Consider the following 20,749-nt stretch of genomic DNA (forward strand, 5'->3'; position numbering starts at 1 on the left):
GAACCGCCGATGGCTGTCGACGTCGTCATCTACCACAATCCCGAATGCGGGACGTCACGCAACACGCTGGCGATGATCCGCAACGCCGGCATTGAGCCGCACGTCGTCGAGTATCTCAAGACGCCGCCCGCCCGGGCGCTGCTCATCCAGCTGATCGAGCGAGCAGGTCTCACCCCAAGGCAGCTGCTGCGCGAGAAGGGCACGCCATACGGTGAGCTCGGTCTGGGCGACGAAGCCTTGAGCGATGAGGCGCTCGTCGACGCGATGATGGCGAACCCAGTTTTGATCAACCGTCCGCTCGTCGTGACGCCGCTCGGCGTGCGCCTATGCCGCCCCTCCGAAGCCGTGCTCGACATCCTGCCCGGGCCGCAGCGTGGCGCCTTCGCCAAGGAGGACGGCGAACAGGTCGTCGACGCCGCCGGCCAGCGCGTGCGCTGATGGGCACGTTCGAGCGATACCTGTCGCTCTGGGTGGTGCTGTGCATCGTCGCGGGGATCGCGCTCGGACAGGCGATCCCAAAGGTCTTCGCCGCGATCGCTGCCGCCGAGGTGGCGCGCGTTAACCTCGTCGTGGCGGCGCTCGTCTGGCTGATGATCATCCCCATGCTGCTGAAGATCGACTTCGCCGCGCTCGGCTCGGTCCGGCAGCACTGGAAGGGCGTCGGCGTCACGCTATTCGTCAACTGGGCCGTGAAGCCCTTCTCCATGGCCGCGCTCGGGACGATGTTCCTCGGCTGGCTGTTCGCGCCGCTGCTGCCGGCGGGGGAGATCCAGTCCTACATAGCGGGCCTTATCCTGCTGGCCGCTGCGCCCTGCACCGCCATGGTGTTCGTCTGGTCCAACCTGTGCGAGGGCGAGCCGACCTACACGCTGAGCCAGGTGGCGCTCAACGACCTGCTCATGGTATTCCTGTTCGCACCGCTGGTCGCGCTGCTCCTGGGCGTCGCCTCCGTGACCGTCCCCTGGGATACGCTGCTGCTATCGGTCGTGCTCTACATCGTCGTGCCGGTCATCGCCGCGCAGATCGTCCGCCGGGCATTGCTGGCGAGCGGCGGTCAGCCGGCGCTCGACCGGATCCTGCGCAGGCTCGGCCCCGCGTCGCTCGTCGCGCTGCTCGCGACGCTCATCCTGCTGTTCGGCTTCCAGGGCGAGCAGATCGTCGCGCAGCCGCTCGTCATTGCGCTGATCGCGGTGCCGATCCTCATCCAGGTCTACTTCAACGCGGGCATCGCATATTGGCTGTCCAGGCGCCTCGGCGTTGCCTGGTGCGTGGCGGCGCCCGCCGCGCTGATCGGCGCGTCCAACTTCTTCGAGCTCGCGGTTGCGGCGGCGATCTCGCTGTTCGGCCTCAAGTCCGGTGCAGCCCTGGCGACGGTGGTCGGCGTGCTGGTCGAGGTGCCCGTCATGCTGAGCGTCGTCGCTATCGTCAAGCGCACGCGCTTCTGGTATGAAGGCGCTCCGGCGTGAACCGTACGATCTTCGCCCCACTGGCAGGCGGTGCACGCGACATCCTGAAGCTGGCGCTAGACGCCGCCGGTCTTCCGACCGACGACCTCGACCACCCAGGCCGCGCCTTCTTCGAGCTGTCCGACGACAACGGGCCGATCGGGTTCATCGGCATCGAGGGCGATGGACCGGATCGCCTGCTCCGCTCGCTTGTGGTGCTGCCGAGCCGCAAGCGCCAAGGACATGGTGGGCTTCTCATGGCTCATGCCGAGGCGGTAGCGCGCCGGGAAGGCGTCGAGCGCCTGCACCTGCTCACCACGAGCGTCGCCGGGTTGTTTCGCGGGCGCGGCTATCGCGACGGCGACCGCACGACGGCCCCGGCTGCAATCACCGGCACCGCCCAGTTCTCGTCGCTCTGCCCAGCGAGCGCCTCATATCTCGTCAAGGAACTCGCATGAGCCGCCTCCGCCAGCTGCATGACGTGGACGTCCTGCCGGCGCTGGACCCGGCGTTCGTAATCCGCCGCCCGGCAGACGGCCTCGGCTCGGACCAGCCGCCGCCTCGCATCCTGCTTCTGTATGGATCGCTGCGCCAGCGTTCCTTCTCCCGCCTCGCGACCGAGGAGGCGGCGCGGCTGCTCCGGCTGTTCGGCGCCGAGACGCGCATCTTCGACCCGTCCGACCTGCCGCTGCCGGACCAGATCGCCGGCGACGACCATCCCGCCGTCCACGAGCTGCGCGAACACGCGCTGTGGTCCGAGGGCATGGTCTGGTGCAGCCCGGAGCGGCACGGACAGGTGACCGGCATCATGAAGGCGCAGATCGACCATCTCCCGCTCGAGATGAAGGGCATGCGGCCGACCCAGGGCCGCACGCTCGCGGTCATGCAGGTGTCCGGCGGATCGCAGTCCTTCAACGCGGTCAACACGCTGCGCCTGCTCGGCCGGTGGATGCGCATGTTCACGATACCCAACCAGTCGTCGGTCGCCATGGCCTACAAGGAGTTCGACGACGCCGGGCGCATGAAGCCATCCAGCTATTACGACCGCATCGTCGACGTGATGGAGGAGCTTGTGCGGTTCACCGTCCTGCTGCGGCCCCATTCGGCCCAGCTCGTCGACAGGTATTCGGAGCGCAAGGCGGCGGGTCCGAAAGCCCATGCGCCTCCGGATCACTCGGCCGTCGCCATCGCGCCGCGCTGACGAAAAGATTCTGAAAATTGTTCGAAAAGACGCGCTGAACGTATCACGCATTGCCGGACGCCCGGGCTTGTGGAAGGCCCGGACGTCGCCCGGCCGGGCGGCCGGCGGGGTGCAAGCCGCCGGCCAACCCGAGCTTCAGAACAAGGCGTGCACCGCCACCGCCCAGGACGATATCGTAGAGATCGCAGGCTCCAGCGCGCCGAGGATCTGGTCCTGGTGCTCCACCGCGTATTTGAACATCAGCCCGCCCGCTGCGGCGATCGCTCCGCCGACCAACTTGCCAGGCGCCTCGGCGGCGTGCTGCTGCACCCACGCCAAGAGCCGGCGGAAGCGGGTTTCGGCGCGAGCCAGCTTCTCGGCGTCCGCGTCGTCCTCGCGTGCTGGCTTGGCCAGTTCGGCACGAACATCCTCGATGCTCTCCTGAACGGCATGAAGGTCGATCTCGCCGTCGACGTCGTCCGGGGGGCGGTTGTGGCCGATGCCCGCGAGGCCGCCGGTCTCCTCCGTGCGCAGCTTCAGCAGCGCCGACACGTGCCCCTCGATCCGATCCAGCTGCTCGCCAAGAACGGCCAGCCGATCCGCCAGCGGTTCCGGTGCCGGGCCGCCGTCGAGTTCCAAACCGCCGTCCAGCTCCATGTCGGGATCGTCATAATCGTCGGGCTGGATCCGGCTGTCGGACGGGGCCCAGTCGTAGGTGCCGTCCGCCTGCACCTCGTCCACCGCCTCCTCGATCTCGTCCTGCTCCGCATCCGGGAAGGCTGACCCGATCTGGTCCAGCGCATCGTATGGGCCGCCCCAGATATACTGGAACCCGCCCTCGCTGCTGTCGTGCGGCGTGTGCGCTCCCGGGTCTTCGAAGTTCTCGAAGAACCCGCCGACCATGGCCTCGACGCGTTCGTCGCGCTCCAGCCCTTCCAGGCTCGGGGGCGCGGTCTCCGGCTTGCGTTCGAGACCGGAACTCATGCGGCAGCATCCCGGGCATGCTGCTCGGCGAACGCCTCGAGGATCCGGCACTGGCCGACGGTGCCGCCCGCGCAGCTCGAGATGATGGCGGACAGCTCGCGCCGCAGCCCCTGCAGATCGGCGATCTTCCGATCCACCTCGTCGAGATGCTTCGTGGCGATCGCGTCAATGGTCCCGCACGAACGGTCCCGCTGGGCCGCGAGATCGAGCATGGCGCGCACCTCCTCCAGCGTGAACCCCAGGTCCCGCGTCCGACGGATGAAGCGGAGCCGGTCGAGATCGTCGGTTGCATAGGCGCGATAGTTGCCGGCGGTGCGCGCCGGCGGCGCGATCAGGCCGGCCCGCTCGTAATACCGAATCGTTTCCACCTTCACGCCCGTCGCTTCGGCCAGGCGACCGATCGTCAGGTTCGCCACGAGAAAACCCCTTGAGTCTGTAGTTGCTACAGGGTCCATATACCAATCCACGTCGAGTCGCACGAGGTGGAAATGGTCTGCAGCAGCTGCGCATCGGGAAAGCCCGACCCCAACAACAGCCCGTCGTGGCGCCGCGCGCTGTGGATCGCGCTGGCGGTGAACGCGACCATGTTCGTGGCCGAGATGGCGGCGGGCGTCGCGGGCGGATCGAAGGCGCTCCAGGCCGACGCGCTCGACTTCCTGGGCGACGCCGCCAACTACGCGATCAGCCTCGGCGTCGCGGGCATGGCGCTCGCCTGGCGGGCCCGCGCGGCCCTGCTGAAGGGAGCGACGCTCGCCGCCCTCGGCATCTACGTGCTCTGCGCGACCCTATGGGCGGTCTGGCACGGTCGGATGCCCGAGGCCGAGGTGATGGGCGTCGTGGGCGTCGCCGCCCTCGTCGCCAACGCCGCTGTGGCGCTGATGCTCTATCGCTTTCGCACCGGCGACGCGAACATGCGCTCGGTATGGATCTGCTCGCGCAACGACGCCATCGGCAACGTCGCAGTGGTGCTCGCCGCCGCCGGCGTGTTCGGCACCGGCACCGCCTGGCCAGACCTGATCGTCGCCGGGATCATGGCCGCGCTGGGCATCTCGGGCGGCGTCCAGATCATCCGGCAGGCGCGCGCCGAGCTGAGCGGCGGCCGCCGGGCAAACGTCCTGCAGAGCGGAGCAGCATGATGACGCACCTCGCCAAGTCCAGACGGCATGAACTCGTCGGACTCGAACTGGAGCGCCACGACGCGTCGGCCGCCATCGGGGACACCGGTGCAGCGTGGTGGGCGCTCCAGCGCGCCCACATTCTCTCGCAATCCGATCTTCCGCTGCACCTGCGGGTGCACTGGACCATGCTCGGCTACGCCGTTCGGACGGGCGACCTGCGAGAGGTCCCCGGACAGACGCTGCGGCTGGCGCTGGCGCCGATCGGCTCGCTGACCCGTCGGATACCGATCGGCAACACGGGCCGCTCCAACGTCAGCGCCTTCGAGCCCATGGCGATCCCGGCCGACCTGCGCGCCGCGATCGATGCCGAGACTAGGCCGTGACCGCTCCGTCGCTGACACGCCCGTTCGACGGTGCTATGCGGTTCCTCGTGTCACGCATGCTGCGCTTTCTGATGAGCCTCGCGCTCCTCGCCTCCATGGGGCTGGGTGTGGCCGCGCACGCGAACGAGCAGATGTGCATCCCGGGCGTCGAAGCGACCGCAGTCGCCGGCCACGTCGACGGCGACGCCGACCAGGTGCCCGCCGATTCCGAGAAGGGCTACCCCCATCACCACGGTGGGTGCCACGGCCACCACGTCGCCGCGCCCCTCGACCGGGTCGCGCACGCCGCCCCGCCGGCGAGCACCGGCCAGCACATGGCCGGCGACAGCGCCGAACTCGCGATGGTCCAGGCCGACTCCACGCTGAGACCGCCGATCGCCTGACGTGCGCCGCGCCGCCGGACCCCGGCGGCCGTCATCCCACGTCAGGAGCAACACATGCATCGCATCATCGCGGCCGCGCTGGCCGCAACCGTCTGCGCATCATCCGCGCAGGCGCAGACCAGTCCACCGGCGACCGCGCAGGATGGGCTCACGCTCGAACAGGCGCTCAACCTCGCCGGCGCCAATGCGCCGGGGATCGGGGTGGCGGACGCCGGGGTCAGGGCCGCGGAGGCTCAGCGCCGCGTCGCCGGGCAGCGGCCCAACCCCTCGGTCAACGTAGAGGTCGAGAACGTCGTCGGCACGGGCGCCTACAGCGGCATCCGCGGCGCCGAGACGACCGTCGGCATGTCGCTGCCGCTGGAGCTCGGCGGCAAGCGCTCCGCGCGGATCGCCGTGGCGGACACCCAGACCGCCCGTGCCCGACTGGCGGTGGTGACGGCCCGTGCCGATCTCAGGCTCCGCGTCACCCAGGCCTACAACGAGGCGGTGGCGTCCGAGCGCCGGCTGCTGATCGCGCGCGACCAGCAGCGCATCGCCATCGAGGGACTGAGGGCGGCGAACGTGCGCGTCCGCGCCGGCCGGGCCTCCCCGCTGGAGGAGCAGCGCGCCGACGTCGCGCGCATCAACGCGGACACGGCGCTCGCCCAGGCCGAGCGGGCGGCGGCGCTCGCGCGCGCCAACCTGGCCCGCCTGGTCGGGCGGGAACCCGGCGCGCTCGACCCCGGCTGGTTCGACAGGGTCGCCGGCGGCGTCGGCCCGAGGGTTCCGGCCAGCCCGGAAGGGACGCTGGCCCTGGCCGCCGCGGAGGCGGAGGTCGCCACCGCCAACGCCCAAGTGCGATTGGCCCGAAGCCAGCGGGTCCCGGACCTGACGCTGAGCGCAGGTGCCCGCCGGCTGGAGGCCACCAACGACGTGGCGGCGGTGTTCGGCGTCAGCCTTCCGATCCCGCTGTTCAACAACGGCCGGGCGGGCATCGACGCCGCCCGCGCCCAGCGAGAGCAGGCCGAGGCGCTGCGGCGGGTCGCGCTGTTCGACGCGCAGCAGGCGATCGCCACGGCGGAGACCGACCTCGCCAACGCGGAGGCGAACGCGCGAGCGGCCAACGGACCGGCACTCGCGGCGGCTCAGGAGGCCGCCCGCATCGCCCGCATCGGCTACCGCGAGGGCAAGTTCGGCCAGCTCGACCTGCTCGAGGCGGAGCGCACGCTCGCCCAGACCCGCTCGGCCGCCATCGACGCACTCGCCGCCTACCAAGACGCCAAGGCACGCCTGGAGCGGCTCACCGCCCGCGCGCCCGCCAACACGGAAGTCCAGCCATGAAGAAGACGATCCTTGGGGCGCTCGTCCCTGCGACCCTAGCGCTGGCGCTCGCCGGCTGCGGCGGCGGCACCGAAGCGCCAGCCGAGAACGCCGCCGGGGAGCATGCGGCCGAGGAAGGCCACGCCGAGGAAGGCGTGGTCACGCTCACCCAGCAGCAGATCACCGAGGCGGGCATGGAGGTCGTCCGGCCGACGGTCGGCGGCGTCGCCGGCGCCATCGAGGTGAGCGCCACCATCGAGGGCGATCCGCAGGGCGTCCAGGTCGCGTCGGCCGCGATCGGCGGGCGGCTCGTATCGCTGACCAGGAACCTCGGCCAATCCGTCGGACGCGGCGACGTGCTCGCCGTGATCGAGAGCCGCGAGGCCGCATCGCTGAAGGGCGAGATCGAGGCGGCGCGCGCCCGCGCGGCGCTGGCGCAGTCGAACCTCCGCCGCGAGCAGCGCCTGTTCGCCGAGCGCGTCTCGCCCGAGCAGGACCTGATCGCCGCCCGCACCGCCGCGACCGAGGCCAACATCGCCCTGCGGCTCGCGCAGCAGCAGCTCGCCGCTACGGGCGGCGGCGGCGGGGCGCTCAACCGCGTCACCGTGCGATCCCCCATCTCCGGGCAGGTCATCGCCCGGTCGGCCACCCTCGGCCAGACGGTGGCGGCGGACGCGGAGCTGTTCCGCATCGCCAACCTGTCGAAGGTATCGGTCGCTATGTCGCTGCTTCCGGCCGACGCCGGACGCGTGCAGCCTGGCGCCCAGGTCGAGGTTACAGGTCCCGGGCGCCGGCAGGCGGCGAGGGTCACGTTCGTGTCGCCGGTTCTCGACGAGACCACCCGGCTGGTGCCGGTCATCGCCACGCTCGACAACGGCGGCAACACCTGGCACGTGGGCGAGACCGTCAACGCGTCGGTCATTGTGCCCGCAGGCGGCGACCGGACCGTCGCGGTGCCGTCGGCGGCCGTCCAGATGATCGAGGACAAGCCGCACGTCTTCGTGCGCACCGCCACAGGCTTCAAGGCCGTGCCGGTAACGCTCGGCCGGCGCAACGGCGGCCAGGTCGTCGTCACGGCCGGTCTCAACGGTAGCGAACGCATCGCGTCCACCAACTCCTTCACCCTCAAGGCCGAGCTCGGAAAGGGCGAAGCCGAGCACGAGGACTGACCCGTGATCGCCCGCATCGTCACCTTCTCGGTGGAGCGGCGCTGGTTCGTCCTGCTGCTCACCGCCGTCGCCGCCATCGCCGGCATGCTCGCGCTCCAGCGGCTGCCGATCGACGCCGTCCCCGACATCACTAACAACCAGGTCCAGATCAACGTCGTCGCACCAGCCCTCTCACCCGACCAGGTCGAGAAGCAGGTTGCATTCACGGTCGAAACCGCGCTCGCCGGCATCCCCGGCCTCGAATACACCCGCTCGCTCAGCCGCAACGGCTTCGCCCAGATCACCGCCGTCTTCGACGAGGGCACCGACATCTACTTCGCGCGCCAGCAGGTGTCCGAGCGCCTGCGCACGGCCGAGGAGGACCTGCCCGAGGGCGTGAACCCCGAGATGGGACCGATCGCCACCGGGCTCGGCGACATCTTCATGTGGACGGTCGAATACCGCGAGCTCGACAAGGTCAACCACAAGAGCGGCGAGCCCGGACTGCAGCCCGACGGCAGCTACATCAGCCCCGAAGGCGACCATCTCGTCAGCGAGGCGGACAAGGCGACCTACCTGCGCACCGTGCAGGACTGGATCGTCGCGCCGCAGCTGAAGGGCACCGCCGGCCTGGCCGGCATCGACTCGCTCGGCGGCTACACCAAGGAATACCTGGTCGTCCCCGACGTCCAGCGCATGGCGGCGATGAAGATCACGCTGCAGGACCTCGCCACGGCGCTCGAGCGCAACAACACGAGCGCTGGCGCAGGCGTCGTCGACCGCAACGGCGAGGGACTGTCGGTGCGCGCGGACGGCCGCGTCCGCACGGCCGACGAACTGGCCCGGACGGTAATCGCCACGCGCGAAGGCGTGGCGATCGTGCTGAGCCAGGTGGCGGAGGTCAGGACCGGTCAGGGCCTGCGCATGGGCTCGGCGTCCGAGAACGGGCACGAGGTCGTCGTCGGCACCGCCGTCATGCGGATCGGCGAGAACAGCCGCACCGTCTCGACGGGCGTGTCGGAGCGACTGGAGGAGATCGGGCCGTCGCTGCCGGTCGACGTGGTGGTCAAGCCGGTGCTGAACCGCACCGACCTCGTCAACTCGACGATATCGACGGTGGCACGTAACCTCGCCGAGGGCGCGCTGCTCGTCATCGTCGTGCTGTTCGCGCTGCTGGGCAACTTCCGCGCGGCGCTGATCGCCGCGATGGTGATCCCCTTCACCATGCTGCTGACCAGCATCGGCATGCTGCAGGCGGGCGTGTCCGCCAACCTGATGAGCCTCGGCGCGCTCGACTTCGGGCTGATCGTCGACGGCGCCGTGATCATCGTCGAGAACTCGCTGCGACGCCTGGCCGAGGCACAGCACGGACGCGACGACGCGCCGCCGCTGAAGGAGCGGCTCGCCATCGTCGCGGCGTCCGCTCGCGAGATGATCCGCCCGTCCGTCTACGGGCAGGCGATCATCATCCTCGTCTACGCGCCGCTGCTCACCTTCACGGGCGTCGAGGGCAAGATGTTCGAGCCCATGGCGCTGACCGTGATCATCGCGCTGGTCTTCGCCTTCGTCCTGTCGCTGACCTTCGTGCCCGCCGCGATCGCGATCTGGCTGAGCAAGCGGGTGGAGGAGAAGGAGGGCCGGATCGTATCCGAGCTCCGCCGGCGCTACGAACCCGGCCTCGACACCGCCCTGCGCCGACCCAACGCCACGCTCGGCATCGCGGTCGGCGCGCTCGCGCTGTCGGCCGTGGCCTTCACGACGCTCGGACAGGAGTTCCTGCCGCAGCTCGACGAGGGCAACGTGCTGGTCCAGGCGATCCGAATCCCCGGCACGTCGGTCGACCAGAGCCAGGCGATGCAGGCGCAGGTCGAGAAGGCGATCGCCAAGGAGCCGGAGGTCCAGTTCGCGTTCTCGCGGACCGGCACGTCGGAGATCGCGTCGGACCCGATGCCGGCGAACATCACCGACACCTTCGTGATCCTGAAGCCGAGGGACCAGTGGCCCGACCCGAACCTCGGCAAGGCCGAGTTCGTCGAGCGGCTGGAGAAGCGACTCTCGACCCTGCCGGGCAACAACTACGAGATCACGCAACCCATCCAGATGCGCTTCAACGAGCTCATCGCCGGCGTGCGCGGCGACGTCGCGGTCAAGGTGTTCGGCGACGACTTCGCGCAGATGAACGCGACCGCCGAGGCGATCGCCGGCGTGCTGCGCCGGACGCAGGGCGCGACCGACGTGCGGGTCGAGCAGACGGAGGGGCTGCCGATGCTCGACATCCGCCCGAACCGCACCGCGATGTCGCGGGTCGGGGTGACGGCCGGTGACGTGCAGGACACGGTCGCCGCCGCGATCGGCGGTCGCGAGGCCGGCATGATCTTCGAGGGGGACCGGCGCTTCCCGGTCGTGATCCGCCTGCCGGAGTCGGCACGCTCCGACCTCACCGCCATCGCGCAGGTGCCCGTGCCCACGGCCGAGGGCGGGTTCGTGCCGCTGTCGACGGTCGCGAACATCGAGATCGTCGACGGCCCCAACCAGATCAGCCGCGAGAACGGCAAGCGCCGCGTCGTCGTGCAGGCGAACGTGCGCGGCCGGGACGTCGCGGGCGTCGTGGCGGACGCGCAGGCGGCGATCGGCGCACGGGTGAAGATGCCGCCGGGCACATACCTGGAATGGGGCGGCCAGTTCGAGAACCTGGCGTCGGCGCGTGACCGGCTGATGGTCGTGGTGCCGATCTGCTTCGCGGTCATCATGCTGCTGCTCTACGGGGCGCTCGGCTCGGTCCGCGACGCGCTGATCGTCTTCACCGGCGTGCCGCTGGCCCTGGTCGGTGGCATTCTCGCACTGCTGCTCCGGGGCATGCCGTTCTCCATCTCCGCAGCGGTCGGGTTCATCGCGCTGTCGGGCGTCGCGGTGCTCAACGGACTGGTGATGCTGTCGGCGATCCAAGACCTGATGGCCCGAGGCCTCGACCGGGCCGCGGCCGCCCGCGAGGGCGCGCTGGCGCGCCTGCGGCCCGTCGCGATGACGGCGCTCGTCGCCTCGCTCGGCTTCGTGCCGATGGCGCTGGGTCATGGCGCGGGGGCCGAGGTGCAGAAGCCGCTGGCGACGGTCGTCATCGGCGGGCTGATCTCGGCCACGCTGCTGACGCTGTTCGTGCTGCCGACGCTCTACGCCCGCTTCGGCCAGCGGCGGATCGAGACAGCACCGACTTTCGAAACCACCGACATCGAAGGAGCCCGGACGCATGGCGCATGATCACGGAGCCGGCGGTCATTCCCACGACCACACGGCCGGCGCGAACGCGAGGATGCTCGGCTGGGCGCTCGCGCTCACGTCCACCTACCTGGTGGCGGAGGTCGTCGGCGGCTTCGTCTTCAACAGCCTCGCGCTGCTGTCCGACGCCGCCCACATGCTCACCGACGTCGCCGCCCTGGTGATCGCGCTGATGGCGATCCGGATCGGGCAGCGTCCGCCTGACAACCGCCGCACGTTCGGCTACCGCCGCTTCGAGATCCTGGCCGCGGCCTTCAACGCGATCCTGCTGTTCGGCATCGCGATCTACGTGTTCGTCGAGGCGGTCCGGCGCTTCACCGATCCCGAGCCGGTGCAGTCGTGGGGCATGCTCATCGTCGCGGCGATCGGTCTCGTCGTGAACCTGATCTCGATGCGGCTGCTGACCGCCGGCAAGGACGGGAGCTTCAACGTCAAGGGAGCCTATCTCGAGGTGTGGGCGGACATGATCGGGTCGGTCGGCGTCATCGTCGGCGCGCTGGCGATCCGCTTCACCGGCTGGACTTGGATCGATCCGATCGTCGCCGTGGCGATCGGCCTGTGGGTGCTGCCGCGGACGTGGGTCCTGCTGCGCGACACGACGAACGTGCTGCTCGAGGGCGTGCCGTCGAGCCTGCGGCTCGTCGAGGTGCGGGCGGCGGTCTCGGCCGTCCCCGGCGTCGCGGGGCTCCACGACCTGCACGTCTGGTCGATGTCGAACGACGACGTCAGCTGCACGATGCACGTCACGCTGGCACCGGGCGCCGATGCCGACACCGTCCGCAAGGCCGTGGCGGACCTGATCGACGAGCGGTTCGGGATCGAGCACGCGACGATCCAGACCGAGGGACCGGGCGAGGCGTGCGAGGAGAGCGGGCATCTCCATAGCTGACGACGGGAAGCCGCCGGCGGCGCCGCGGGCGCCACGCCGGTGGACGGACGAGGACGACGCCGAACTCCGCGTCCGCCTCGAGGCGCGCCAGCAGACGGCGCAGATCGCCCGGGAGATGGGAAGGACGATCGACGGCCTGCGAGGCCGGGCGCAGGTGCTGGGGCTCACCCTCACGCCGTCGCAGCGGCCGTGGCGGTCGTATCCGCGGCGCAGGTGATCACGGCTCGAAGGCGGTGATGATCGGGCAGGCCCCGGCGGAGCCGCCGGCACAGGCGTCGGCCAGCCGCGCCAGCGCCGCACGGGCGCCCTGGAGTTCCGCGATCCGAGCATCGAGCGCGGCCACCCGGGAGCGTGCCAGCTCACGAGCCCGAGCCCTGTCATCGATCGCGTCAAGCTCGAGAAGCTCGCCGATCTCGTCCAACGTGAACCCGGCGCCCTGTGCCGAGCGGATGAAGCGCAGGCGCCGGACGTCGAGCTCGCCGTAGCTGCGGAAGCCGCCGCCGTCCGGCCGTTCCGGTTCGCGCAGCAGACCCCGCCGCTGATAGTATCGCACGGTCTCCACGCCCACTCCGCCGGCCTCCGCCAGCCTCGCGATCGTCAACGTCGACATCGGCTCTTGACTCCGGACCATGCTACGGACCCCATATGGGCCGGGTGCCGTTGAACCGCAAACGAGGAGCGCACCCGTGTCGACCCTTCCCACCGCCGTCCTTCACCGCATGGTGATGCCCGAACACACCTGTCCCTACGGGCTCAAGGCGCTGGACCTGCTTAGGCGCAAGGGCTTCGAAGTCGAGGACCACCACCTCACCACGCGCGCCGAGACCGACGCCTTCAAGGCCGAGCACGGCGTGAAGACCACGCCGCAGGTGTTCATCGGCGGCGAGCGCATCGGCGGATACGACGACCTGCGGCGGCACTTCGGAATGCACGTCGCCGAGCCCGGCGCCACCAGCTACCGTCCGGTCATCGCGCTCTTCGCCATGACCGCGCTGCTCGCGCTGGCGGCGAGCCATGCCGCCTTCGGCACGCCGTTCACGCTCCACGCGCTGCAGTGGTTCGGCGGCTTCAGCATGGCCATCCTGGCGCTGCTCAAGCTGCAGGATGTCGAGAAGTTCTCGACGATGTTCCTCAACTACGACCTGCTCGCCAAGCGCTGGATCCCTTACGGATACGTCTACCCCTTCGCGGAAGGGTTGGCCGGCGTCCTCATGGTGGCCGGTGCGCTGGACTGGCTCTCGATTCCGATCGCGCTGTTCATCGGCACGGTCGGCGCCGTGTCGGTCTTCAAGGCCGTCTACATCGACAGGCGCGAACTCAAATGCGCATGCGTCGGCGGCTCGTCCAACGTGCCGCTGGGATTCGTCTCGCTCACCGAGAACCTCGGCATGATCGCGATGGCCGTCTGGATGCTGACCGGCATCGGCGGAATGTGAGGGCCTGCGGGCGGTCGCTGCGCGCCCGCCCGCACCGTCACCCGGTCGCCGCGCCCGGCTCCAGCGTGCCCAGCCATGCGACGAGCGCCAGGATCGCGATCCCCAGCGTGGCCTCGGACGCAAGGCTCGTCCGCAACGCGCCGAGCTCCCGCGCCGCCGCACCGGACGACGCGACGTAGCCCAGGGCGGGCGTCAGCCGGAACCGGTTCAGCGAGGCCAGCGCCACCATGGCGGCGAAAGCGGCCAGCTTCGCCAGCAACAGCTGGCCGTAAAGCGTCGATGGGAGGCTGGGCAGGCCGTTCGGACCCACGATCAGCCAGCCGTTCACGACGCCAGTAAGGACGATGATCGCAACCGCCGCCATGCCCGTGCGCGAAAAGCCGTGAAGCGCGCGCCAGGACAGATGGAGATGTTCCGCGTCCATCCTCGCCACCGGTCTTGCGACGAGCAGGACGAGGCCGAGAAGCGATCCCATCCAGACCGCCGCCGCGAGCAGGTGGAGGATGTCCGCGCCCAGGTGCAGAAACCCGAGAGCGCCTTCGCTCATCGCACCGTGGCCGCCCCAGGCCAGCGTGGCGACCGCAAGCGCGAACGCGGCCGCCGACGCCGCGATGCGCGTCGATGCGGGCTCCGCGCCGCGGATGGTCGATGCAGATCCGATCGCCAGGACGAGCGCGACGATCCGGACCGTCCAGGCGGCGCCATAGGGAGTCTCGTCGATGATCATCGTCAGCGTCTCGCGGTCGATCTGCCCAAGCGTGGTGCCGGCCATCGCCGCCGTCATGACGATGAGACCGCCCGCGGACAGGACGAGACCCAGGCACCCGAAGGCGACGAGCACCGTGCGCAGCGGCATGGCCCTCCCGGTCCCTGCCGGCGCGGTCAGCGCGAAGGCGGCCAGGCCGCAGGCGAGCATCAGGTCCAGATACAGCGCGAACCGGACGGCGACGCCCGCCCAGTCCACGGTCAGGCGACCTTGAAGACGTAGCTGCCCTTCACGCGGTGCGTGTCGGCCGACACCCCGTGCCAGTCGAGACGGTATGTGCCCTTGGGCAGCGGCTTGGCCAGCGTCAGGATCATCGTCTTGCGGTCAGGGCTGACGCCGATCTTCGCCGGCATCTTCATCGGCGGGTGCGAATCCATGCCCGGCATGCCCGTCATCACGATGTCTGCGCCCGAGAGCTTGGGCAGCAGCGCCTCGGTGAAGGTCACCTGCACCCGCGCCGTCGGCGCGACCGTGGCGTTCGGCGCCGGATTGGCCGACACCAGCTTCGGATGGGCCATGGCGGGCGCCGCGATCGCCATGAGGGCGGCAGCGGCGGCGACAGCTTGGAAACGCATCTTCGACTCCATCGTGAAATCAGGGGGATCTTCGACCAATACGCGCGGCGCCGCTCGCCCCCTCGCGGCGTCGTCGCACTTCGCAACTGCGCCCATCGACGAGGGCTGCTAGCAACCAGCCCGTATAAGACGGAATGGAGAACCAGATGGACCTCGATCTCGATGCCGCGCTCCGCCGGGTCGCCGACGACGAGCATCCCGGACTGCGCTCGATCGAGGCGGCCGTGCTCAACCGCGTGCAGGCGAACCGGACGAGCGCGCGGACCGGCACCGGCGCCGTCGCGTTCGCCGCCGCCGGTGCGATCATGCTCGGGACCATGACCGCCGGCTCCGCGGCGTCGTCCGCGAGCGCCGCCCCCATCGACCCCTTCGGCGTGGCGAGCCCGCTCGCTCCGTCGACGCTGCTGCTCGCCGACCGATGACGCGCGGACGCTGGACGGCGCTGGTCGCCGTCGTCGCCTTCCTCGCCGCGATCGGCGGCGTGTTCGTCGGCCGCGTGATCATCCCGGCCCGGCATGCTCAGACGTCCGAGCTGCACGCCCTGCTGCACCACGACCTCAAGCTCGACGCCGATCAGGAAGCAAGGATCGAGCAGCTCGAACGCGAGTTCGCGGTCAGGCGCCAATCGCTGGAAGCCGAGCTGCGCAGCGACAACGCGCGGCTCGCCGCCGCCATCGAGGCCGAGCACGGGAACGGACCCAAGGTTGCCGCTGCCGTGGACGCGTCGCATCGCGCGATGGGCGAGCTGCAGAAGGCGACGCTCACGCACGTTTTCGCGATGCGCGAAGTGCTGCGTCCTGAGCAGCAGGCGGCGTTCGACCGCGCGGTCACGAAGTCGCTGACCACCGGCGCCCGGTGAGGGCGGACCTGGCGGCACTCGCCGACAGCGACCTCGCCAGCCTGTCGGCGGGCGGGGACGACGAGGCGTTCGCCGAGATCATGCGAAGGCACCGCCAGCGCGTCTACCGCCTCATCCTCGCCAACGTCGCCGATCCGGACGAAGCGCTCGACCTCGTGCAGGAGACGTTCGTGTCCGCGCACGGGGCGCTCCGCCGCTTCGATCCGAACCGGCCCATGTCGGCGTGGCTCGCGCGCATCGCGATCAACAAGTGCCGCGACTGGGGCCGGCGCCGAGCCGTTCGGCGGCTGTTCGGTCTGGCCACTCCGCTCGACGAGGTCGCCGACCTGCACGCCGACGACCGACCGCTCCCGGATGCCGAAGCGGCAGACCGGGCGGACCTTGCGCGCCTCTCGCGTGCCGTCGCACAGCTGCCAGCGTCCCAGCGCGAGCCGCTGGTTCTGTGCGCGGTCGATGGTCTCAGCCAGGCCGAAGCGGCAACCCTGCTTTCGGTTAGCGAAAAGGCGGTCGAGACCCGCATCCGGCGCGCCCGCGCCCGCCTCGCGGAAATGCTCGGCCGCTGATCCCAAAACGGCGAGGGGCGTGACCCGCCGCTGCGTAATAAGCACAGACACTGTCCGCTCAACCGAGAACCGAAAGACCGCATGAACGCCACCATCGACCGCCGACGCCTGCTGCGCGGCGCCACGCTCGCCGGCGGCGGGCTGGCGTTGTCCGCCTGGATGCCTGCCTGGGCGCAGTCGGTGTCCGCAGGAATCGTGAAGCCGCTTCCGACCGTGTCGGGCGAGGACATCACCCTGCGCATCGCGCACCAGATGATGACCATCGACGGCCGCGAGAGCCACGCCATCGGCATCAACGGCACGGTCCCTGCGCCGCTCATCCGGCTGCGCGAGGGCCAGAACGTGCGGCTGCACGTCGAGAACGCACTCGACGAGGACAGCTCGATCCACTGGCACGGGCTGATCCTGCCGTTCCACATGGACGGAGTTCCCGGCGTCAGCTTCCCGGGCATCAAGCCGCGATCGACGTTCACGTACGAGTTCCCCATCGTGCAGTCGGGCACCTACTGGTATCACAGCCATTCCGGCCTGCAGGAGCAGCTGGGCCACTACGGCCCGATCGTCATCGACCCCAGGGGCGACGACCCGATCCGGTCGGACCGCGAGCACGTGATCGTGCTGTCCGACCACAGCCAGATGCACCCGCACATCATCTTCAAGAAGCTCAAGCAGCAGGGCGGCTACTTCAACTTCCAGAAGCAGACGCTGGCCGGGCTGCTCGCCGGCAAGGACCAGTCGGCGAAGGAGCGTCGCGAGTGGGGCGCCATGCGGATGGACCCGACCGACGTCGCCGACGTGACCGGAAGCACCTACACCTATCTCGTCAACGGCCATGGCCCGCGCGACAACTGGACTGGGCTCTTCCGCCCCGGCGAGCGCGTGCGTCTGCGGATCATCAACGCCTCGGCAATGACGACCTTCAACTTCCGCATCCCCGGCCTGAAGATGACCGTCGTGCAGGCCGACGGCCTGCCGGTCCGCCCTGTCGCCGTCGACGAGATGCAGATCGCCGTCGCCGAGACATACGACGTCATCGTCCAGCCCGCCGACGAGCGCGCCTACACGATCGTCGGCGAGAGCGTCGACCGGTCGGGCATGGCGCGCGCGACGCTCGCGCCGCGCGAGGGCATGTCCGCCGCCGTCCCACCGCTGCGCCGACGCCCGCTCGCCGACATGAAGGACATGGGCATGGGCGACATGGGCGACATGGACCACGGTTCCGGCGGCTCGATGGCCGGGATGGAACACGGCGCGGCCGCCTCCGGCGGCGCGATGGCGGGGATGGACCATTCCGCCATGGGCCAGGGCGCAAGTGCCGCCCCGACGGCCGCAGCGTGCCCGCCCGAGCACGCCGCAATGGGCCACTGCACGCCTGCGCCGGCGACCGGACCGTCTGCGCCCGCGACGGCCGGACAGCATGCCGGCATGGACCACGGCTCGGGCGCGATGAAGCACTCGATGCGCGACTTCTCGGTCGCGCCGGAGGTGAAGAAGACGCCGACCGTCCAGACCATCTCGCCGATGCCGGTCGACCGCATGGGTGAGCCCGGCCAGGGCCTGGAGGACGTGGGCCACAAGGTGCTCGTCTACACAGACCTGACGGCGGTCGACCGCAATCCGGACGTGCGCGCGCCCGACCGGTCGATGCGCATCCACCTCACCGGCAACATGGAACGCTACATGTGGGCCTTCGACGGCGAGAAGCTGAACGAGGTGAAGAAGCCGATCCCGTTCCTCAAGGACGAGCGGGTCCGGGTCACGCTGGTCAACGACACCATGATGGGTCACCCGATCCACCTGCACGGCCACTTCTTCGAGCTCGTCACGGGCCACGGCGAGTATGCGCCGCGCAAGCACACGATCCAGGTCCAGCCGGGCGGCACCGCTACGTTCGACGTCACCACCGACGCGGTCGGTGACTGGGCCTTCCACTGCCACATGCTCTATCACATGCACGCCGGCATGATGCAGGTCGTCTCCGTCCGCCCGCGCGATGGAGACACGAAATGAGCCTCGTCCTCAGCGCCATCCTGCTGGCGTCGGCCGCCCAGTGCACGCCCGAGCACGCGGCCATGGGCCACTGCAAGATGCCCGCCGCCGCCAAGCCGAAGTCGGCCAATCCCAAGCCGGCGGCTAGGCCGAAGCCGGCGGCCAAGGCGCCCGCGCGCCCGGCACAGCGTTCGGCACCGCCTCCACGCGCCGGCGCGGCGCCCGCCGCCGCGCCAGTAGATCCGTCGTGCCCGCCGGAGCATGCGGCGATGGGTCACTGCACGCCCAAGGCGTCGGCGCCGGCGGCGCAACAGGCGGCACCCCCCGCGGCTGCCGCGCCTGCTGCTGCGGCCACGAGCGATCCGGACTGTCCGCCCGAGCACGCCGCGGTGGGTCACTGCACGCCCAAGGCGACCGCGCCTGCCGCCGCCCCGGCTTCGATGAGCACGGGCGGCACCGCGCTGCCCGCGGGGAACGCACCCGCGCCCGCGGCGCCCGAGGCGAACTACGCAGACCGCGTCTGGGGCCGCGACGCGATGGCGCCTGCGCGCGCCACGCTGCGCAGCGAGCATGGCGGCATGTCGTTCTCGCAGCTGATGCTGAACCTCGCCGAGGTGCAGTTCCGCGACGGCCGCGACGGCTACAGGTGGGACGGCGAGTTCTGGTATGGCGGCGACATCAACCGGCTGACCATCAAGAGCGAGGGCGAAGGCACGTTCCGGGAGGACGCCGAAGGTGAGGTGCAGGCGCTCTACAGCCGCGCCGTCGGACCCTACTTCAACCTGCAGGCCGGCGTCCGGCAGGACTTCCGTCGCGGCCCGGACCGGACCTACGCGACGGTCGGCTTCGAAGGCCTCGCGCCATACTGGTTCGACGTAGAAGGCGCGCTGTTCCTGTCGGACAGGGGCGATGTGCTCGGGCGCCTCGAAGGCTATTATGACCAGCGCATGACCCAGCGGCTCGTGCTGCAGCCGCGCGTCGAGCTCAACCTGTCGGCGCAGGACGTGCCGTCCAGCAACATCGGATCGGGCGTGACCGACGCCGAGGCCGGGCTGCGCCTGCGCTACGAGATCAGGCGCGAGTTCGCCCCCTATGTCGGCGTGTCCTGGGAGCGCAGGTTCGGCGACACCGCTCGATACAGCCGCGCGGCGGGCGAAGGCACCGGCGGCTTCAGCCTCGTCGCGGGGATCCGCGCCTGGTTCTGAGCGGAGTGGAGAGCGGGGCAACAGGGAGTGACGCCATGAAGAACCCTTACGTGAACCTCGCGGTCCAGTCGCTCGTGGGCGGCATCATCATGTACTTCGTCATGTTCGTGATGATCGACCGCCTGTCGAGCTTCTTCAACAACCTGAATATGCTCTACATGGCGCTGATGATGGTCACGCCGATGGTCGTGCTGATGATCATCGCCATGCCGCACATGTTCCCGTCGAAGCGGGCAAACGCCGCCCTGCTCGTCGGGTCGGCGGTGGTGTTCGTGGCGAGCTTCGCGCTCATACGCACCCAGACGACGATCGGCGACACGGCCTTCCTGCGCTCGATGATCCCGCATCACTCGGGCGCGATCCTGATGTGCCGCGAGGCGTCGCTGCGCGACCCCGAGCTGAAGTCGCTGTGCCAGGACATCATCCGCTCGCAGCAGCAGGAAATCGACCAGATGAAGGGCATGCTCGCTCGCCAGTGAGGCGCCCGACCACGAGGGGGACGAATGCGAAGCACGAGGATGCGGCTGCACATCGGGGCGAGCCGACTTCACCGCTGGCTGGCGCTCATAATCGGCGTTCAGCTGCTGCTGTGGTTCACGAGCGGGCTCGTCATGAGCCTGCTGCCGATCGAGCGGGTGCGCGGCGAGCACCTGGTCGAGCGCGAGGACGGGGGCGTCCTGCCAGCGCAGGACTACGCGCCGCTCGACCGCATCGCGGCGGGGACGCCGCTGCGGAGCGCGCGGCATCGCCTGCTGCTCGGCCGCCCGGTCGTGGAGATCGAGACCGCATCCGGCGAGCTGCGGCTTCACGACGCGGCAACGGGCGACCGACTGCCGGCGATCGATGCAACGACGGCGAGCCGCATCGCGTCGGCCGCATACAGGGGGCGGCCTGCGCCCGCCGTCGCGGTCGCCCGGGTCACCACCGGCAGCACCGAGTATAAGGGCCGACTGCCGGCGTGGCAGGCCGCATTCGCCGATGGCGAGGCGACGCGGATCTACATCGACGATGCCGGGCGCATCGCCGCCGTCCGCACCGGGACATGGCGGTTCTACGACTTCTTCTGGGCGCTCCACATCATGGACTGGAGCGAGCACGAGGACTTCAACACGCCATGGCTGAAGGCCTTCGCCATCGGCGGGCTTCTGCTCGCCATCGCGGGGACGATCCTGCTCTATCTGCGCTGGCCGAGAAAAAGGCGTCGCAGGGCGGAGGGGTAACCGGCGCTCCTGCGTATGGTGCGTGAGCGGGGCA

The 20,749-nt window shown here is 70.1% G+C and carries 24 protein-coding genes; 19 read left to right on the top strand and 5 right to left on the bottom strand.

Features of this window, described 5'->3' with window-relative positions:
* The first annotated feature begins 9 nt into the window (after positions 1-9).
* From arsC to arsH, 4 genes are read left to right on the top strand one after another with little or no spacing between them, the layout of a single operon-like run.
* Positions 10-438: an arsenate reductase (glutaredoxin) gene (arsC, locus tag ABIC35_RS08150; RefSeq protein WP_121075420.1), complete on the top strand. Its 429-nt coding sequence runs from the start codon at positions 10-12 to the stop codon at positions 436-438.
* Positions 438-1,466: an ACR3 family arsenite efflux transporter gene (arsB, locus tag ABIC35_RS08155; protein ID WP_183049340.1), complete on the top strand. Its 1,029-nt coding sequence runs from the start codon at positions 438-440 to the stop codon at positions 1,464-1,466. The genes arsC and arsB overlap by 1 nt, the downstream gene beginning before the upstream one ends.
* Positions 1,463-1,903 carry an arsenic resistance N-acetyltransferase ArsN2 gene (gene arsN2 / locus ABIC35_RS08160; protein ID WP_354278396.1) on the top strand — a complete coding sequence of 147 codons (441 nt, stop codon included), beginning with the start codon at positions 1,463-1,465 and terminating at the stop codon, positions 1,901-1,903. The genes arsB and arsN2 overlap by 4 nt, the downstream gene beginning before the upstream one ends.
* Entirely contained in the window at positions 1,900-2,646 is a 747-nt protein-coding gene (arsH, locus tag ABIC35_RS08165) for an arsenical resistance protein ArsH (RefSeq protein ID WP_121075414.1), read from the top strand. The genes arsN2 and arsH overlap by 4 nt, the downstream gene beginning before the upstream one ends.
* 135 nt (positions 2,647-2,781) lie before the next feature.
* Here arsH and ABIC35_RS08170 read toward each other — a convergent pair whose 3' ends face one another.
* Both ABIC35_RS08170 and ABIC35_RS08175 read right to left on the bottom strand, forming a co-directional pair.
* Entirely contained in the window at positions 2,782-3,609 is an 828-nt protein-coding gene (locus ABIC35_RS08170; protein ID WP_121075411.1) for a hypothetical protein, read from the bottom strand.
* The gene (locus tag ABIC35_RS08175) at positions 3,606-4,016 is read right to left on the bottom strand and encodes a MerR family transcriptional regulator (protein ID WP_354278443.1); all 411 of its coding nucleotides are present in this window, start codon (positions 4,014-4,016) and stop codon (positions 3,606-3,608) included. The genes ABIC35_RS08170 and ABIC35_RS08175 overlap by 4 nt, the downstream gene beginning before the upstream one ends.
* A gap of 81 nt (positions 4,017-4,097) precedes the next feature.
* Between ABIC35_RS08175 and ABIC35_RS08180 the strand changes: the two genes are divergently transcribed.
* From ABIC35_RS08180 to ABIC35_RS08210, 7 genes are read left to right on the top strand one after another with little or no spacing between them, the layout of a single operon-like run.
* Entirely contained in the window at positions 4,098-4,745 is a 648-nt protein-coding gene (locus ABIC35_RS08180; RefSeq protein WP_121075406.1) for a cation transporter, read from the top strand.
* A complete protein-coding gene (locus ABIC35_RS08185; protein WP_354278397.1) occupies positions 4,742-5,110 on the top strand; it encodes a DUF3703 domain-containing protein in 369 nt (122 codons plus the stop codon). Before ABIC35_RS08180 ends, ABIC35_RS08185 begins: the two co-directional genes overlap by 4 nt.
* 56 nt (positions 5,111-5,166) lie before the next feature.
* A complete protein-coding gene (locus ABIC35_RS08190) occupies positions 5,167-5,493 on the top strand; it encodes a hypothetical protein (protein WP_121075403.1) in 327 nt (108 codons plus the stop codon).
* A 54-nt stretch (positions 5,494-5,547) separates the two neighbouring features.
* Positions 5,548-6,813: a TolC family protein gene (locus tag ABIC35_RS08195; RefSeq protein WP_121075400.1), complete on the top strand. Its 1,266-nt coding sequence runs from the start codon at positions 5,548-5,550 to the stop codon at positions 6,811-6,813.
* Positions 6,810-7,961: an efflux RND transporter periplasmic adaptor subunit gene (locus tag ABIC35_RS08200; RefSeq protein WP_121075397.1), complete on the top strand. Its 1,152-nt coding sequence runs from the start codon at positions 6,810-6,812 to the stop codon at positions 7,959-7,961. The genes ABIC35_RS08195 and ABIC35_RS08200 overlap by 4 nt, the downstream gene beginning before the upstream one ends.
* Positions 7,962-7,964: 3 nt before the next feature.
* The gene (locus ABIC35_RS08205; protein ID WP_121075394.1) at positions 7,965-11,195 is read left to right on the top strand and encodes an efflux RND transporter permease subunit; all 3,231 of its coding nucleotides are present in this window, start codon (positions 7,965-7,967) and stop codon (positions 11,193-11,195) included.
* Positions 11,185-12,102, top strand: a complete 918-nt coding sequence (locus ABIC35_RS08210; protein ID WP_121075391.1) for a cation diffusion facilitator family transporter — start codon at positions 11,185-11,187, stop codon at positions 12,100-12,102. The genes ABIC35_RS08205 and ABIC35_RS08210 overlap by 11 nt, the downstream gene beginning before the upstream one ends.
* 217 nt (positions 12,103-12,319) lie before the next feature.
* On the opposite strand, the gene ABIC35_RS08215 is transcribed toward ABIC35_RS08210, so the two are convergent.
* Complete coding sequence (locus ABIC35_RS08215; RefSeq protein WP_121075388.1) at positions 12,320-12,712, bottom strand: MerR family transcriptional regulator; 393 nt, start codon at positions 12,710-12,712, stop codon at positions 12,320-12,322.
* A 109-nt stretch (positions 12,713-12,821) separates the two neighbouring features.
* Between ABIC35_RS08215 and ABIC35_RS08220 the strand changes: the two genes are divergently transcribed.
* On the top strand, positions 12,822-13,538 hold the full coding sequence (locus tag ABIC35_RS08220; protein WP_183049482.1) for a MauE/DoxX family redox-associated membrane protein: 717 nt from the start codon (positions 12,822-12,824) through the stop codon (positions 13,536-13,538).
* 37 nt (positions 13,539-13,575) lie between these two features.
* Here ABIC35_RS08220 and copD read toward each other — a convergent pair whose 3' ends face one another.
* Together copD and copC are read right to left on the bottom strand one after the other, a co-directional pair.
* A complete protein-coding gene (gene copD / locus ABIC35_RS08225) occupies positions 13,576-14,502 on the bottom strand; it encodes a copper homeostasis membrane protein CopD (RefSeq protein WP_354278398.1) in 927 nt (308 codons plus the stop codon).
* Positions 14,503-14,504: 2 nt separating this feature from the next.
* Positions 14,505-14,879 (bottom strand): copper homeostasis periplasmic binding protein CopC, encoded by a 375-nt coding sequence (gene copC / locus ABIC35_RS08230; protein WP_121079227.1) that lies wholly within the window; start codon positions 14,877-14,879, stop codon positions 14,505-14,507.
* Between the two features lie 146 nt (positions 14,880-15,025).
* Between copC and ABIC35_RS08235 the strand changes: the two genes are divergently transcribed.
* The 7 genes from ABIC35_RS08235 to ABIC35_RS08265 all read left to right on the top strand — a co-directional run bounded on the left by ABIC35_RS08235 (position 15,026) and on the right by ABIC35_RS08265 (position 20,715).
* Positions 15,026-15,301: a hypothetical protein gene (locus ABIC35_RS08235; RefSeq protein WP_121079226.1), complete on the top strand. Its 276-nt coding sequence runs from the start codon at positions 15,026-15,028 to the stop codon at positions 15,299-15,301.
* On the top strand, positions 15,298-15,738 hold the full coding sequence (locus ABIC35_RS08240) for a periplasmic heavy metal sensor (RefSeq protein ID WP_121075383.1): 441 nt from the start codon (positions 15,298-15,300) through the stop codon (positions 15,736-15,738). Before ABIC35_RS08235 ends, ABIC35_RS08240 begins: the two co-directional genes overlap by 4 nt.
* Complete coding sequence (locus tag ABIC35_RS08245) at positions 15,735-16,301, top strand: RNA polymerase sigma factor (RefSeq protein WP_121075380.1); 567 nt, start codon at positions 15,735-15,737, stop codon at positions 16,299-16,301. Before ABIC35_RS08240 ends, ABIC35_RS08245 begins: the two co-directional genes overlap by 4 nt.
* Before the next feature lie 81 nt (positions 16,302-16,382).
* Positions 16,383-18,311 carry a copper resistance system multicopper oxidase gene (locus ABIC35_RS08250; RefSeq protein WP_121075377.1) on the top strand — a complete coding sequence of 643 codons (1,929 nt, stop codon included), beginning with the start codon at positions 16,383-16,385 and terminating at the stop codon, positions 18,309-18,311.
* Positions 18,308-19,495 carry a copper resistance protein B gene (locus ABIC35_RS08255; RefSeq protein ID WP_354278399.1) on the top strand — a complete coding sequence of 396 codons (1,188 nt, stop codon included), beginning with the start codon at positions 18,308-18,310 and terminating at the stop codon, positions 19,493-19,495. Before ABIC35_RS08250 ends, ABIC35_RS08255 begins: the two co-directional genes overlap by 4 nt.
* A gap of 35 nt (positions 19,496-19,530) precedes the next feature.
* Complete coding sequence (locus ABIC35_RS08260; RefSeq protein ID WP_121075374.1) at positions 19,531-19,974, top strand: DUF305 domain-containing protein; 444 nt, start codon at positions 19,531-19,533, stop codon at positions 19,972-19,974.
* 24 nt (positions 19,975-19,998) lie between these two features.
* A complete protein-coding gene (locus tag ABIC35_RS08265; RefSeq protein ID WP_121075371.1) occupies positions 19,999-20,715 on the top strand; it encodes a PepSY domain-containing protein in 717 nt (238 codons plus the stop codon).
* The last annotated feature ends 34 nt before the right edge of the window (positions 20,716-20,749 follow it).

It is taken from the genome of Sphingomonas trueperi, from assembly GCF_040545965.1.
GTDB classification, from domain to species: Bacteria; Pseudomonadota; Alphaproteobacteria; order Sphingomonadales; family Sphingomonadaceae; genus Sphingomonas; species Sphingomonas trueperi_C.